This is a genomic window from Pseudomonas sp. LH21 (genome assembly GCF_036549575.1).
Lineage (GTDB): Bacteria > Pseudomonadota > Gammaproteobacteria > Pseudomonadales > Pseudomonadaceae > Aquipseudomonas > Aquipseudomonas peradeniyensis.
Genome location: NZ_CP144367.1, coordinates 2,827,573 through 2,844,999 on the forward strand (window position 1 = coordinate 2,827,573; position 17,427 = coordinate 2,844,999).

Genomic DNA, 17,427 nt, shown 5'->3' on the forward strand with positions numbered 1-17,427 from the left:
ATGCTCTTCAGCGAACTCATGGCAGCGCTCTCCACCCGTGCGATCCGACTCCAGCGCGAGGAGGCCGACCTGATCGTCGAAGGCGATGAAGACACCCTCGATGACGCCCTGTGGGATGCATTGGCGGCCCACAAGCCGGCACTGCTGGAGATGCTCGCCGGCCTGGATCATGGCTGGTTGAGCCCGGCGTTGCGCATCACCCCCGACATGCTGCCGCTGGCCGGCCTCGACCAGGCGGCCATCGACCGCATTGTCGCCACGGTGCCCGGCGGCGCGTCCAACCTGCAGGACATCTACCCGCTGGCACCGCTGCAGGAGGGCATGCTCTACCACCACCTCACGGCGGCCGAGGGCGACCCCTACGTGCTGCAGGCGCAGTTGCGTTTTGCCAGCCCCGCGCGCCTGCAGGCGTTCGCCGAGGCGCTCGACTGGGTGATCCAACGCCACGACATCCTGCGCACCGCGCTGGCCTGGGAATACCTCGACCAGCCGCTGCAGGTGGTGTGGCGCAAGGCACCGCTGGTCTGCGAGGCCGTCGAGCTGAACGGCGACGGGGATGTGCTGGGCCGGCTGCGCGAATGCTTCGACACGCATCACTACCGCATGGACCTGGGCCAGGCGCCGCTGCTGCGGCTAGTGCATGCCCAGTCCCGCGATGGCGAGGTTCTGGCCTTGCTGCTGTTTCATCACACCGTCATGGATCACACCGGGCTGGATATCGTGCGCCGCGAAATCCAGGCGTACCTGGCGGGTGAGGGCGAGCGACTGCCGGCCCCGGTGCCGTTCCGCGACCTGCTGGCCAGAAGTCGGCAGGCCCAGGATGAACAGGCCCATGAGGCCTTCTTCGGCGCCATGCTCGCCGATATCGACGAGCCGACCCTGGCCTTCGGCGTCCAGGAGGTGGCCGGCCAGGCCATGGAGGAAGCCAGGCTGACCCTGGCTCCGAGCCTCAGCCAGCGCCTGCGAGCCCAGGCACGGCTGCTCGGCGTGAGCCCGGCGAGCATCATGCACCTGGGGCTGGCGCGCCTGCTGGGGGCGCTGTCCGGGCGTGAGTCGGTGGTGTTCGGCAGTGTGCTGCTTGGGCGCATGGCGGCGGGTGAGGGCGGCGAACAGGCCCTGGGGATGTTCATCAATACCTTGCCGCTGCGTGTCGACCTGCGCGGGCAGGGCGTGCGTGAAGCGCTGTTGGTCACCCATCGACAACTGACGGCGTTGCTCGGCCATGAGCAGGCGCCCCTGGCCCTGGCCCAGCGCTGCAGCGGCGTGCTGGCGCCGACGCCGCTGTTCAACAGCATGCTCAACTACCGCCACAGCGCGGCGGGTGATGCGGCCGAGGTGATCGCGGTGGCGCCGGGCATCGATGTGGTGGGGGCCGAGGAACGCACCAACTACCCGTTGAGCCTGGCCGTCGACGATCTGGGCGAGGACCTGCGCCTGACGGTCCAGGCGCTCGCCGAGTGGGGCGCAGAGCGCTTGTGTGGGCAGTTGCGGCAAGTTTTTGAAGGGGTGGTGGAGGCACTCGAGCAGCAGCCCGAGCGGCCATTACTGGAGCTGCCGGTGCTGACGCTGGAGGAACGCCATCACCTGCTGGTGGACTGCAATGACACGGCGGTCGACCATGACCTGGACCTGCCGCTGCACGCCCTGTTCGAACACCAGGCGCAGCTGCGCCCCGAAGCCGTTGCGCTGGAGGCCGATGGCGAGCGACTGAGTTATCGCCAACTCGACGAGCAGGCCAACCGCCTGGCCCATCACCTGATCGAACTTGGGGTAAGACCTGACGACCGGGTGGCGATCTGCATCGAACGCGGGGTGTCGATGGTGGTCGGCCTGCTGGCCATCCTCAAGGCGGGTGGCGCCTACGTGCCGCTCGATCCGGGTTATCCTGCCGGGCGCCTTCGTCATATGCTCGAAGACAGCGCGCCACTGGCGGTGCTGGTCCATAGCGCGACCCGCGAGGTACTGGGCGAGGTGGCGGTAGCGCAAGTCGACCTCGACCAGCCGACCTGGGAAGCCTTGCCGGCCACCCGCCCACGGGTGGCCGGGCTTACCCCACGGCACCTGGCCTATGTGATCTACACCTCTGGCTCCACCGGCACGCCCAAGGGGGTGATGGTCGAGCACCGCAGCGTGGTCAACCTGGTGCGCTGGGCCGCCGGGCTGTGCCCGACCAGCGCTGACGGCGCGCTGCTGCACAAGACGCCGATCAGTTTCGACGCCTCGGTGTGGGAGCTGTTCTGGCCGCTGGGCAGCGGGTTGCGGCTGGTGCTGGCGCGACCGGACGGCCAGCGCGACGCGGATTATGTCGCACGGGAGATCATCGAACGGCAGGTCAGTGTGGTGCAGTTCGTGCCGGCGCTGTTGCAGCAGTTCGTCGAGCAGGCGCGCAGCGCGCAGTGCACCAGCCTGACCGATATCGTCTGCGGCGGCGGCGAGCTGACCGAATCCCTGGCGCGCCAGGTGCGCGAGCGCCTGCCACAGGCGCGCCTGCACAACGTCTACGGACCCACCGAAACCACGGTCGACTGCACTGTCTTCACCCTGGAGCCCGGACAACCTGTGCCCCACGGTGCGCTGCCGATTGGCCGACCCATCGACAATACCCGCCTGTACGTCCTGGACGATGCCGACCAGCCACTGCCGTGGGGCGTGGCCGGGCACCTGCACATCGGTGGCGCGGGGGTGGCGCGGGGCTATCTGGGGCTGGCCGGGCAGCAGGCTGAGCGCTTTATCGACAGTCCGTTCGTCAAGGGTGAGCGCCTGTACCGCAGCGGTGACCTGGTGCGTCAGCGCGCGGACGGGAACCTGGCGTTCCTTGGCCGTAACGACCACCAGGTCAAGCTGCGTGGCCTGCGTATCGAGCCGGGCGAGATCGAGGCCTGCCTGAACCGCCTGCCTGGCGTGCGCGAGGCGTTGGTGCTGGTTCACGAGCACCCGCACAGCGGCCCACGCCTGGTGGCCTACCACACCGGCCAAGCCCAGGTCGCGCAAGACCTGCGCGAGCATCTGCTGGTGCAACTGCCTGAGTACATGGTACCGGCGCTGTTCATCCACCTCGAGGCCATGCCGTTGACACCCAACGGCAAGGTCGACCGCAAGGCCCTGCCGGCGCCCGAAGCGCCGACGCGGCAGTACCAGGCACCCGAGGGGGCGGTCGAGACTGCCCTGGCGGCGATCTGGACGGAACTGCTGGGTGTCGAGGCGATAGGCCGTGACGACAACTTCTTCGAGTTGGGCGGTCATTCGCTGCTGGCGGTGCGTCTGGTCGAGCGCATGCGCCAGCAGGCGCTGCAAGCCGATGTGCGGGTGCTGTTCAGCCAGCCTACCTTGGCAGCGCTGGCCGCATCGGTGGGTGGGGGTGCGGCCGTCGCCGTGCCGGCCAACCGCATTCCCGCCGGCTGCACGCGGATCACCCCGGACATGCTGCCCCTGGCCAGCCTCGACCAGGACGCCATCGATGCACTGGTGCGACAGATTCCCGGTGGCCTGGCCAATGTCCAGGACATCTACGGCCTGGCGCCGTTGCAGCAGGGCATTCTCTACCATCACCTGGCCAGCGAAGGCGCCGACCCCTACGTGGTGCAGGCGCGTTTCGCCTTTGCCGGCCAGGCCGAGCTGGACGCATTCGTTGCGGCGCTGAACCAGGTCATCGCCCGCCACGACATCCTGCGCACCAGCCTGCACTGGCAGGGCCTCGACGAGGCGGTGCAGGTAGTCTGGCGCGAGGCGCCGCTGGTGCCGAGCCCGGCGCTGGAGACACTGCGGCTCGACCTGGGGCAGGCGCCATTGCTGCGCCTGAGCAGCCAGGTCCAGGCGGGTCGCCTGGAGGCGACCCTGCTGCTGCACCATATCCTCCTCGACCACACTGCCGTGGAGCAACTGGTGGCCGAGATCGGTGCCTTGCTGCAAGGGCAGACGGCGCTGCCGGACAGCGTGCCGTACCGCAACTACGTGGCCCAGGCGCGTCTGGGCGCCGACCCGCAGGCCGACGAGGCGCTGTTCCGCGAGCTGCTGGGCGATATCGACGAACCGACCGAGGTGTTCGGATTGCGCGAGGCCCAGGTTGATACGGCCCTGGTCAATGAAAGCCGCCAGCCGTTGGAGCCGGAACTGGGCGCACGCCTGCGTGGCCAGGCCAGGACGCTGGGCGTCAGCGTCGCCAGCCTGGTGCACCAGGCCTGGGGGCAGGTGCTGGCGCAGTTGTCCGGCCGCGAGGACGTGGTGTTTGGCACCGTGCTGCTCGGTCGCCTGCAGGGCGGCGAGGGCGCCGAACGGGCGCTGGGCATGTTCATCAACACCTTGCCGCTGAGGGTCAGCGTGGGTGACGCAGGCGTGGCCGATGGCGTACGCCTGACCCACCAGCGCCTGGCACGCCTGCTGGCCCACGAGCAAGCGTCCCTGGCGCTGGCCCAGCGTTGCAGTGGCGTGCCGGTGTCCCAGGCGCTGTTTACCAGCTTGTTGAACTATCGCCACAGTGCCGGTCAACCCGCCCAGGGGCCAGCCTGGGCCGGGATCGAGCTGCTGACCGCCCAAGAGCGCAGCAACTACCCGCTGGTGGTCAGTGTCGATGACTATGGTGATGACCTCAGGCTGACGGTGCAGGCCGCGGCACCCGTGGACGGTGGCCGGGTCTGCCAGCTGCTGCGCATGGCGCTGTTGCAACTGGTCACGGCGCTGGAACAGGCGCCGATGAGTGCCTTGCGCAGCCTGCATCATTTGCCGGAAGCGGAGCGCGAGCGCGTGCTGGGGCAGTTCAACGCCACGGCGCGGGAGTATCCGCGTGAACTGGCCGTGCATCGGTTGTTCGAAGCCCAGGCCATGAATTCACCGGATGCGCTGGCGGTGGTCCAGGGTCAGCGTCGATGGACCTTCGCCGAGCTCGAGGTCCAGGCCAATCGCCTGGCCTATTTCCTGCTCGAACAGGGCGTGCGGGCTGGCGATCGCGTGGCCTTGTTGCTGCCTCGTTCGTTCGATCTGCTGGCGGCCCAGCTGGCCGTCAGCAAATGCGCGGCGGTGTTCGTGCCGCTGGACGGCAACGCCCCGGCCGAACGCCAGGCGTTCATGGTGGCCGACAGCCAGGCGCGGTTAGTGCTGACCCACAGCGACCAGCCGCAAGTGGAGGGTGCGCGTCGGGTCGAACTCGACCGGCTCGAGCTGGGGGGCTACGCGGATGCGCCGCTGGGCCTGGCGGTTGACGCCGGCAGCGCGGCATACATCATGTACACCTCTGGCTCCACCGGCACGCCGAAGGGCGTGCAGGTGCCGCACCGGGCCATCGTGCGGTTGGTGATCAACAACGGTTTCGCCGATTTCAACAGCCAGGACCGCGTGGCCTTTGCTTCCAACCCGGCGTTCGACGCCAGCACCCTGGAAGTCTGGGCGCCACTGCTCAACGGCGGCGCGGTGGTGGTGATCGACCAGGACCAGGTGCTGTCGCGCCAGGGCCTGCGCGAAGTGCTGCTGGAGCAGGGCGTCACCGTGCTGTGGCTGACCGCTGGCCTGTTCCATCAGTTCGCCGATGACCTGCTGCCGGCGTTCCGAGCGCTGCGCTACCTGATGGTCGGTGGCGATGTGCTGGACCCGGCGGTGATCGCCCGGGTACTGCGCGAGGGCGCGCCCCAACACCTGCTCAATGGCTACGGCCCGACCGAGGCCACCACCTTCAGCACTACCCACGAAATCACCGAGGTGGGCGAGGGCAGCATCCCGATTGGCAAACCGATCGGCAACAGCCGCTGCTACGTGCTCGATGCCCGCCAGCAGTTGCTGCCAGTGGGCGCGGTGGGCGAGTTGTACATTGCCGGTGACGGTGTGGCCCTGGGGTATCTGGGGCAGCCGGAACTGACGGCTGAGCGCTTCCTGCCGGATCCGTTCAACGGCGGCACGATGTACCGCAGCGGCGACCTGGTGAGCTGGCAGGCCGATGGCACCCTGCGTTACCTGGGCCGTGTCGACCAGCAGATCAAGTTACGTGGTTTCCGTATCGAGCTGGGCGAGATCGAGGCGCGCCTGGGTGAGTGCCCGGGTGTGCGTGATGCCGCCGTGATCGTGCGCGAGGATGTGCCGGGCGACAAGCGCCTGGTCGCTTACTTCACCGGCCAGGCGCCGACCATCGGCGAGCTGCATGAGCGTCTGCAAGGCGTGCTGCCGGACTACATGCTGCCGTCGGCCTACGTGCGCCTGGACGCGTTGCCGCTGACTGCCAACGGCAAGCTCGACCGCCGTGCCTTGCCGCAGCCGGGCAGCGATGCGTTGGTCAGCCGTGCCTTCGAGGCGCCGCAAGGTGAGATCGAAACCGCGCTGGCTGCGATCTGGGCCGAGGTGCTCAAGGTCGAGCAGGTCGGTCGCCATGACCACTTCTTCGAACTGGGCGGCCACTCGCTGCTGGCGGTAAGCCTGATCGAGCGCATGCGCAAGGCCGGGCTGGATGCCGATGTGCGCGTGCTGTTCGCCCAGCCGACCCTGGCTGCGCTGGCGGCTGCGGTGGGCTCGGGACGTGAGATCGAGGTGCCGGCCAACCGGGTCCCAAGCGATGCGATACACATCACGCCGGACATGCTCAGCCTGATCGAGCTGGACCAGGCCAGCATCGACCGTATCGTCGCCAGCGTGCCGGGTGGTGCGGCCAACGTGCAGGAAATCTACCCGCTGGCGCCGCTTCAGGAAGGCATCCTCTACCATCACCTCAGAGCCGAGCAGGGCGACCCGTACCTGCTGCAGTCGCGCCTGGCCTTCGACAGCCTGGAGCGGCTGCGTACCTGGGCCGAGGCCCTGCAACAGGTCATCGATCGCCACGACATCCTGCGTACCTCGGTGGTCTGGGAGGGACTGGACAAGCCGGTGCAGGTGGTCTGGCGCCAGGCTCGCCTGGCGGTCAGCGAAGTCACCGGCCTGGGCGAAGAGGCGGTAATCGAGCAACTGCAGGCCCGTTTCGATGCCCGTCAGCAGCGTCTGGACCTGACCCGGGCGCCCTTGCTGCGCCTGGTCTATGCCGAGGATCCGCGCCAAGGCGAGTGGGTAGCCCTGTTGCAGTTCCACCACCTGACCCTCGACCACGCAGCCATGGCCGTGGTCGGCGAGGAGATGCAGGCGTTGCTGGACGGGCGTGGCGCCACACTGCCCGCCGCGGTGCCGTATCGCAACTATGTCGCCCAGGTCTGCCTGGGCGACGATCAGGCCGGCCATGAGGCGTTCTTCCGCGCGCAACTGGGTGATATCGACGAGCCTACCCTGCCGTACGGCCTGGCTGATGTGCAGGGGGACGGTGGGCGGGTCGAACATGCCGCGCTGATGCTGCCGGCCACCCTGGCCCATGGCTTGCGTGAGCAGGCGCGGCAGCGCGGCGTCAGCGCCGCCAGCCTGGTGCACCTGGCCTGGGCTCGCGTGGTGGGTGTGCTGGCGGGGCGTCGCGACGTGGTATTCGGTACTGTGCTGATGGGCCGTCTGCAAGCGGGCGAGGGTGCCGACCGGGCCTTGGGCATGTTCATCAATACCCTGCCATTGCGGGTGGACACCGCGTTGCCGGTTGACCAGGCGCTGCGTGTCACCCACCAGCGGCTGTCGGCCCTGCTCGGTCACGAGCATGCGCCCCTGGCGCTGGCCCAGCGTTGCAGCGGCGTCGCCGCTTCGGCGCCGCTGTTCAGTGCCTTGCTCAACTACCGCCACAGCACCGAGGGCGTCGCTCGCGACGGCGAAGGCATCTGGCAGGGCGTGCGCCAGCTCGGTGGTGAGGAGCGCAGCAACTACCCGCTGACCCTGAGCGTCGATGACCTGGGCGAAGGCTTCAGCCTGAGCGTGCTGACCGCTGCAGGACTGCCGGCTTCGCAGATCGGCGGCTGGATGGTCAACACCCTCGGCCAGCTGTTGCAGGCTCTGGAACAGCGCCCTGGGCAAATGCTGGATGACCTGCCGATGCTGGATGACGAGGCTTCGCGCCAGGTGCTGGAGGGCTTCAACGCCACAGCCGAGGCCTATCCTCAAGGGCAGACCGTGCACGTGCTGGTCGAGGCCCAAGCGCCCGAAGCATTGGCCGTTGTACAGGGTGAGCTGAGTCTGAGCTACGGCGAGCTCAACCAGTGCGCCAACCGCCTGGCTCATCACCTGATCGAGCGGGGCGTGCTCCTGGGCGACCGCGTGGCGCTATGCCTGGAGCGTGGCCCGCAACGGATGGTGGCGATGCTGGCGGTGCTCAAGGCCGGCGCGGCGTATGTGCCGGTCGATCCGGGTTATCCGGCGCAGCGGATTGCCTATCTGCTCAGCGACAGTGCGCCGGCGCTGGTGCTGGTCGAATCAGCCACCGAAGCGTTGGTCGGTGATGCAGCCAAAGTCAGGCTGGATGGCGATGACTGGCTCAACCAACCTGCCAGCAACCCAGTGGTTGCAGGGCTGGACGAAAACCAACTGGCCTATGTCATCTACACCTCCGGCTCCACCGGTCAGCCCAAGGGGGTGATGGTTGAGCACCGCACCCTGGCCAACCTGATTCACTGGCATTGCCAGGCCTTCGAGTTGGGCGCCGGCAGCCACACCTCCAGTGTCGCGGGCTTTGGCTTCGACGCCATGGCCTGGGAAGCCTGGCCGGCACTGAGCACCGGAGCGGTGCTGCACCTGCCGCCGGCGTCCATCGGCGGCGAGCATGTCGATGAACTGCTCGACTGGTGGCTGGAGCAGCCGCTGCAAGTGAGCTTCCTGCCGACACCGGTCGCCGAGCAGGCGCTGCGTCGCGAACGCCAGCACCCGACCCTGCGCACGCTGCTGGTCGGCGGCGACCGCCTGCGCCAGTTCGACCGCGATCCGGGCTTTGCGCTGGTCAACAACTATGGCCCGACCGAGACCACCGTGGTGGCGACGTCGGGGCAACTGCAACCGGGCGGTGCGCTGCATATCGGCAAGCCGACCGCCAACACCCGCGTCTATGTACTCGACGAGCAACGCCAACCCGTACCGGTGGGGGTGACCGGCGAGCTGTACATCGGTGGTGCGCAGGTCGCCCGAGGTTACCTCAACCGCCCTGAACTGACCGCCGAGCGCTTTGTCGACGATCCGTTCAACGGCGGCCGGATGTACCGCACGGGCGATCTTGTGCGCTGGAATGCCGACGGCACGCTGGACTACCAGGGCCGCAATGACGACCAGGTGAAGATCCGTGGCGTGCGGGTCGAGCTGGGCGAGATCGAGGCCGCGCTGAAGGCTCAGCCGGGTATCGCGGATGCCGTGGTGCTGGTGCGTGACGAACGTCTGCTGGCCTGGTTCACCGAAAACGCCGTGGTCGATCTCGACACCCTGCGCCAAGGACTGCAAACCCGCCTTCCGGGCCACTTGATACCACAAGCCTTCGTCCGCCTGGACGAGCTGCCACTGACCAGCCACGGCAAGCTGGACCGCAAGGCCTTGCCGGAACCGGCCATACTCACTGGTCAGGCCTACGCGAGGCCGGAAGGCGCCGTGGAAACCACTATCGCGGCACTCTGGGCCGAGGTGCTGGGCGTTGCGCAGGTCGGTCGCCACGACAACTTCTTCGAACTCGGCGGTCACTCGTTGCTGGCGGTGAGCCTCACCGCGCGCCTGCGCCAGGCCGGCCTGCAGGCCGACGTGCGCACCCTGTTCGGCCAGCCGACCGTGGCGGCGTTGGCGGCGACCCTGGGCCATGGCCGCCAGGTCGAGGTCCCGGCCAACCGGATTCCGGCCGGCTGCACCCAGATCACCCCGGACATGCTGCCACTGGTGGAGCTTGAACCAGCCGCCATCGAGCGCATCGTCGCCACGGTGCCGGGCGGCGCGGCCAACGTGCAGGACATCTACCCGCTGGCGCCGTTGCAGGAAGGCATTCTCTACCACCACCTCAGCTCGCCGGAGCATGATCCCTATGTGCTGCAGTCGCGCATGGCGTTCGACAGCCCGGCACGCCTGGAGGCGTTCGCCAGGGCCTTGCGCCAGGCCATCAGCCGTCATGACGTGCTGCGAACCGCCGTGCTCTGGGAAGGCCTGGCGCAACCGCTGCAGGTGGTCTGGCGCGAGGCGCCGCTGCTGGTCGCGCCGCTGGATGGGCAAGACCTGCAACGCCTCGACCTGGCCCGGGCGCCGCTGATCCGCCTGCTGCATCGCAACGAAGCCGGCAGCCAGCGCATCGAGGCGCTGCTGCAGTTCCACCATATCGTTCTCGACCACACCGCCCTGGAGATCATCGGCGCTGAGCTGCTGGGCTACTTGCAGGGCAGCGCCGTGCCGGTACAGGCCCCGGTGCCTTATCGCAACTACGTGGCCCAGGCGCGCCTGGGCGTCAGCCAGGCCGAGCACGAGGCGTTCTTCCGTGCGCAGTTGGGCGATATCGACGAGCCGACGCTGCCCTACGGCCTGAGCGATGTGCAGGGCGACGGTCAGGCCATCGAGGAAGCCCAGCTGTGGCTGGACGAAACCCTGGCCGCGCGGCTGCGGCAACAGGCCCGGCAGCTGGGCATCAGCCCCGCCAGCCTGTTCCACCTGGCCTTTGCCCGCCTGCTGGCGGCCGTCAGCGGCACCGACCGTGTGGTGTTCGGCACCGTGCTGCTGGGCCGCCTGGAGGCCGGCGAGGGCGCCGAGCGGGCCCTGGGCATGTTCATCAACACCTTGCCGCTGCGCCTCGACCTTGCGGGCCTCGACCTGCAGGACGCCGTACGCCTGACCCAGCAGCGCCTGAGCGCCTTGCTGGTGCACGAGCATGCGTCGCTGGCCCTGGCCCAGCGTTGCAGTGGCGTGCCGGCCCCGGCGCCGCTGTTCAGCGCCATGCTCAACTACCGCCATGGCCAGGCGGCGAGCGCAGACCGGCGCCTGGAGTGGCAGGGCATCGAGTTCCTCGATGGCCAGGAGCGCAGCAACTACCCGCTGAGCTTGAGCGTGGACGACATGGGGGAAGGCTTCCGTCTGGTGGCGATGACCCCGGCGAGCGTCGGTGCCCAGCGGATCTGCGGGCAATTGCGGTACGTGCTGCTGGGCATGGTCGAAGGTCTGGAGGCTCAGCCACGGCAAGCGCTGCTGGCGCTGCCGGTATTGCCGGACGATGAGCGTGAGCATCTGTTGCTGGCCTGCAACGCGACGGCCCAGGCCGGCGATCTCGAACAGCCTGTCCAGGCGTTGTTCGAGCAGCAGGTGGCACGCGATCCTGAGGCGGTCGCGGTGCAGTCGGAGGAAGGACAACTGAGCTATCGCCAGCTCAACGCCGAGGCCAACCGCCTGGCCCATCACCTGATCGCGCTGGGCGTGCAGCCTGACGACCGGGTGGCGATCTGTGTCGAGCGCGGCCTGTCGCTGGTGGTCGGCCTGCTGGCCATCCTCAAGGCCGGTGGCGCCTATGTGCCGCTGGACCCGGATTACCCGGCAGAACGTATCGGCCATATGCTCGCCGACAGCCAGCCGCGAGCGCTGCTGCTGCAACAAGGCACGCGGATGCTGGTCGGCGAGGCGGCGGTGCCGCAGGTCGATCTCGATCAACCGAGCTGGGGCGGGCAGCCGGACAGCGACCCACGGGTGCCTGGGCTGAACGGCGCGCACCTGGCCTATGTGATCTACACCTCCGGTTCCACCGGCCTGCCGAAGGGGGTGATGGTCGAGCACCGCAACCTGGCCAACCTGGTGCACTGGAGTGCCCGCCGGTTCCCGGCCGGCGGCGCGGTGCTGCACAAGACCCCGGTGAGCTTCGACGCCTCGGTGTGGGAGTTGTTCTGGCCGTTGTGCAGCGGGCTGCGCCTGGTGCTGGCCAAGCCGGATGGCCAGCGCGACCCGCAGTACCTGGCCGGGCTGATCCGCCAGCAGCAGGTCGGCGTGGTGCAGTTCGTGCCCGCGTTGTTGCAGCAGTTCCTCGAACAGGACGACAGTGCCGCCTGCGTCAGCCTCAGCGATATCGTCTGCGGCGGTGGCGAGCTGACCGAGGCCCTGGCCCGGCAGCTTCGCCAGCGCTTGCCGCAGGTGCGCCTGCATAACGTCTATGGTCCCACCGAGACCACGGTCGACTGCAGCGCCTGGACCCTGGAGCCCGGACAGCCGATTCCATCCGGGGCATTGCCGATCGGCCAACCCATCGACAACACCTGCCTGTACGTCCTCGATGCCCACGACCAGCCGGTACCCTGGGGCGTCGCCGGCCAGCTGCATATCGGCGGCGCCGGGGTGGCGCGTGGCTACCTGGGGTTGCCGGAGCAACAGGCCGAACGCTTTATCGCCAGCCCGTTCGTCGAGGGCGAGCGCCTGTACCGCAGCGGCGATCGGGTGCGTCAGGCCGCCGATGGCAGCCTGACCTTCCTCGGTCGTACCGACCACCAGATCAAGCTGCGTGGCCTGCGCATCGAGCCGGGCGAAATCGAGGCATGCCTGAACCACGTGGCCGGTGTGCGCGAGGCCCTGGTGCTGGTCCACCGACACCCACACGGCGGTGATCGCCTGGTCGCCTACCACCGTGGCGAGCCGCAGCCGGCCGACGCGCTGCGCCAGGCGTTGCTGGCGCGGTTGCCGGAGTACATGGTGCCGGCGCTGTTCATCCACCTCGACAGCTGGCCGCTGACCCCCAACGGCAAGCTCGACCGCCAGGCGCTGCCGTTGCCGGACCTGCAGGCGCGCCAGTATGAGGCGCCCCAAGGCGAAACCGAGGTGCTGCTGGCCGAGATCTGGTCGCAGCTGCTGGGCGTGGAGCGGGTAGGGCGGCACGACAACTTCTTCGAGCTGGGCGGCCATTCGCTGCTGGCCGTGACCCTGACCGCGCGCCTGCGCCAGGCCGGACTGCAGGTGGATGTACGCACCCTGTTCGGCCAGCCGAGCGTGGCGGCGCTGGCGGCCACCCTGGGCCAGGGCGGCGCGGTGGCGGTGCCGGCCAACCGGATCCCGGCGGGCTGCACCCATATCACCCCGGACATGCTGGCGCTGGTGAGCCTGGAGCCGGACGCCATCGAGCGGATCGTCGCCGCGGTGCCGGGTGGCGCGGCCAATGTCCAGGATATCTACCCCCTGGCGCCGTTGCAGGAGGGCATCCTCTACCTGCACTTGAGCGCCGTGGGCACCGATCCCTACGCCCTGCGCGCGCGGCTGCGCTTCGACAGCGCGGCGCGCCTGCAGGCGTTCGCACAGGCCCTGGAGCAGGTCATCGCCCGCCATGACATCCTGCGCACTGCAGTGCTCTGGGACGGTCTGCCGCAGCCGGTGCAGGTGGTCTGGCGCCAGGCGCCGCTGCAACTGGCGCCGCTCGACGATGCCCACCTGGCGCGCCTGGACCTCGGCCAGGCGCCGCTGATCCGCCTGCTGCACCGCACCGAGCCGGGCAGCCAGCGGGTCGAGGCGGTGCTGCAGTTCCACCATATCGTGCTTGACCATATCGCCATGCAGGCGGTGCAGGCCGAGCTGCGCGGCTACCTGCTGGGGCAGAGCGAGCCATTGCCGGCCTCGGTGCCGTATCGCAACTATGTGGCACAGGCGCGCCTTGGCGTCAGCGAGGCCGAGCACGAGGCGTTCTTCCGCGCCCGTCTGGGCGATATCGACGAGCCGAGCCTGCCGTTCGGCCTGCGCGAGGTACAGGGCGAAGGCCAGGCCCTCGATGAGGCCGAGGTGGAATTCGACGGTCTTCGCTATGGCCGCCTGCGCGACCATGCCCGTCAGCTGGGGGTAAGCACCGCAAGCCTGGTGCACCTGGCCTGGGCACGCCTGCTGGCGGTGGCCTGCGGCAAGGACCGCGTGGTCTTCGGCACCGTGCTGCTGGGCCGCCTGCAGGGCGGCGAGGGCAGCGAGCGGGCCCTGGGCATGTTCATCAACACCCTGCCGTTGCGGGTCGACCTGAACGGGCTGGGCGTGCGCGACGGCGTGCTGGCCACCCACCGCGAGCTGTCGGCGCTGCTGGTCCACGAGCACGCCTCGCTGGCCCTGGCCCAGCGCTGCAGCCAGGTGGCCGCGCCGCTGCCGCTGTTCAGCGCCATGCTCAACTACCGGCAGAGCACCCGCGCCACGCCGCAGCCACAGGCCTGGGAGGGGATCGAGACCCTGGGCAGCGAAGGGCGCACCAACTACCCGCTGAGCCTCAACGTCGATGACTTCGGCGATGGCTTGCGCCTGGGCGTGCAGGTGTCGGCCCAGGTGGGCGCGCAGCGGATCTGCGCGCAGATGCTGCAGGTGCTCGATGGCCTGCTGCTGGCGCTTGAACAGCGTCCGCAGCAGGCGCTGAACCGGTTGCCGGTGCTCAGCGGCGAGGAGCGGCGCCAGGTGCTGGTCGAGTTCAACGACACGGCGGTGGCGTACGACCTGGAGCAGACCCTGCACGGCATGATCGAGGCTCAGGTTCGACGCACCCCGACCGCTGTGGCGGTGAGGGCGGAGGAAGGTGAGCTGACCTATCGCCAGCTCGACGAGCAGGCCAACCGCCTGGCCCATCACCTGATTGCGCTGGGGGTAAAACCCGACGATCGCGTGGCGATCTGCGTCGAACGCGGCCTGTCGATGGTGGTAGGCCTGTTGGCCATCCTCAAGGCCGGTGGCGCCTACGTGCCGGTCGACCCGGACTACCCGGCCGAGCGCATCCGTCACATGCTCGATGACAGCGCGCCGCTGGCGGTGCTGGTGCACGGTGCCACCCGCGACGTGCCGCAGGCGAGCCGGGCGCCGCTGATCGACCTGGATCGGCCAACCTGGCAGGCGCAGCCGGCGCATGCCCCGCAGGTGATCGGGCTGACCCCGCGACACCTGGCCTATGTGATCTACACCTCCGGCTCCACCGGCCTGCCCAAGGGCGTGATGAACGAGCACGCCGGGGTGGTCAACCGCCTGCTGTGGATGCAGGACGCCTACCGGCTGGGCGTCGGTGACGTGGTGCTGCAGAAAACCCCGTTCAGCTTCGACGTGTCGGTGTGGGAGTTCCTCTGGCCGCTGCAGACCGGCGCGCGCCTGGTGATGGCGCGCCCTGGCGGGCATCGCGATCCTGAGTACCTGCGCGAGGTTATCCGTGAAGAGCAGGTCAGCACCTTGCACTTCGTGCCGTCGATGCTCGATGTGTTCCTCGCCCATGGCGAAGTTCTGCCACATCAGCTCAAGCGTGTGCTGTGCAGCGGCGAGGCCTTGCCCGGCAGCCTGGCAAGGCGTTTCCACGCACAGCTGCCGACGGTCGAGCTGCACAACCTGTACGGCCCGACCGAGGCGGCGGTGGATGTCAGCGCCTGGCACTGCGTGACGGCACCGGACAACACGCCGATCGGCAAGCCGATCGCCAATACCGCGTTGTACGTCCTGGACTCCCAGGGCCAGCCGGTACCGGTGGGCGTGGCCGGCGAGCTGTATATCGGTGGCGTGCAGGTGGCCCGCGGCTATCTCAACCGCGAGCAGTTGACCGCCGAACGTTTCCTCGATGACCCGTTCTCGCTGAGTGCCGGCGGGCGCATGTACCGCACCGGCGACCTGGCCCGCTATCTGGCCGATGGCAACCTGGAATACCTCGGGCGCAACGACGACCAGGTGAAGATCCGCGGCCTGCGCATCGAACTGGGCGAGATTCAGGCCTGCCTGACCCGTATCGAAGGGGTCAAGGAGGCGGTGGTGCTGGCCCGCGAGCAGCGCCTGGTGGCGTACTACACCGGCGCCCGGCAGGCGCCGGACACGCTGCGCGCGGCGCTGCTGGGCCAGTTGCCGGAGTTCATGGTGCCAGCTTCGTTCACCCACCTCGACGCGCTGCCGCTGAGCCCCAACGGCAAGCTCGACCGCAAGGCGCTGCCGCAGCCGGAAACCACGCAACAGGTCTACGAGGCGCCGCGAGGCGAAGTCGAGACCCTGCTGGCGCAGTTGTGGAGCGAACTGCTGGGCGTGGATCGGGTCGGTCGTCATGACAACTTCTTCGAACTCGGCGGCCACTCGCTGCTGGCCGTGACCCTGACCGCGCGCATGCGCCAGGCCGGCCTGGCGGCGGATGTGCGGGTGCTGTTCGGCCAGCCGAGCCTGGCGGCGCTGGCGGCGGCGGTGGGCGGCGCGGTGACGCTGGAAGTGCCGGCCAACCGTATCCCGGCGGGCTGCACACGCCTCACCACCGACATGCTGCCGCTGGCGACGTTGGAACAAGCTGCGCTCGACAGCCTGGTGCAGAGAATTCCCGGCGGCGCGGCCAATATCCAGGACCTGTACGCCCTGGCGCCGTTGCAGCAGGGCATTCTCTACCACCACCTGGCCAGCGCCGAGGTCGACCCCTACGTACTGCAACTGAACTTCGCCTTTGCCGGCCAAGCCGAGCTGGAGGCCTTCGTCGCGGCGCTGAACCAGGTCATCGCCCGCCACGACATCCTGCGCACCAGCGTGCACTGGCAGGGGCTCGACGAAGCGGTGCAGGTGGTCTGGCGCGAGGCGCGCCTGGACCTTGAGCCGGCACTGGACAGCCCGCGCCTGGACCTGGGCCGCGCACCGTTGATGCACTTGAGCAGCCAGGTGCAACAGGGCCGCTTGCAGGCGACCCTGCTGCTGCACCATATCCTCCTCGACCACGCCGCCATGGAACTGCTGGTGGCCGAGGTCGGCGATGCGCTGCTGGGGTGCATGCCCGAGGGCGACAGCGTGCCGTACCGCAACTATGTGGCCCAGGCGCGCCTGCGTGACGACAGCCAGGCGCAGGAGGTGTTGTTCCGCGAATTGCTCGGTGATATCGACGAGCCGACCGAAGTGTTCGGCCTGCGCGGGGCGCTGGGCGACGGCAGCCATGTGCTCGACCATCGCGAACGACTGGACGAGCCACTGGCCCTGCGCCTGCGTCAGCAGGCACGGTTGCTGGGCATCAGCGTCGCCAGCCTGGTGCACCAGGCCTGGGGGCAGGTGCTGGCGCAGCTGTCCGGCCGCGAGGACGTGGTGTTCGGCACCGTGCTGCTCGGTCGCCTGCAGGGCGGCGAGGGCGCCGAGCGGGCGTTGGGCATGTTCATCAACACCTTGCCATTGCGGGTCAGCGTGGGCGGGATGGACGTGGTCGACGGCGTGCGCCTGACCCACCAGCGCCTGGCGCGCCTGCTGGCCCATGAGCAGGCGTCCCTGGCCCTGGCACAGCGCTGCAGCGGCGTGCCGGCCTCCCAGGCGCTGTTCACCAGCCTGCTCAACTACCGCCACAGCGCGGCCTCCGGGGCGCAGCGCGCACAGGCCTGGCAGGGCATCGAACTGCTGGCCGCCCATGAGCGCAGCAACTACCCGCTGGTGGTCAGCGTCGACGACCTGGGTGACGGTTTCATCCTGACCGTGCAGGCGGTGCCGCAAGTGGAGGGGGCACTGGTCTGCCAGCTGCTGCAGACGGCCTTGGCGCGGTTGGCCGATACCCTGGCGGACACGCCGGCGGCGCCGTTGAACCGTATCAACGCCTTGCCGGACGCCGAGCGCGAGCGCGTGGCGCGGCAGTTCAATGCGACCCGTCGCGACTATCCCCGCGACCTGCCCGTGCATGCCCTGTTCGAGGCGCAGGCC

At 69.0% G+C, this 17,427-nt stretch carries 1 protein-coding gene (only partly in view); it reads left to right on the plus strand.

Features of this window, described 5'->3' with window-relative positions:
• A protein-coding gene (locus tag VUG52_RS12960) for a non-ribosomal peptide synthase/polyketide synthase (protein WP_331833068.1) crosses the window boundary here: on the plus strand, positions 1-17,427 show its 5' portion. The gene runs 8,028 nt beyond the window's last position; the window shows 17,427 of its 25,455 coding nt (coding positions 1-17,427); it begins with the start codon at positions 1-3; its stop codon lies off the right edge, out of view.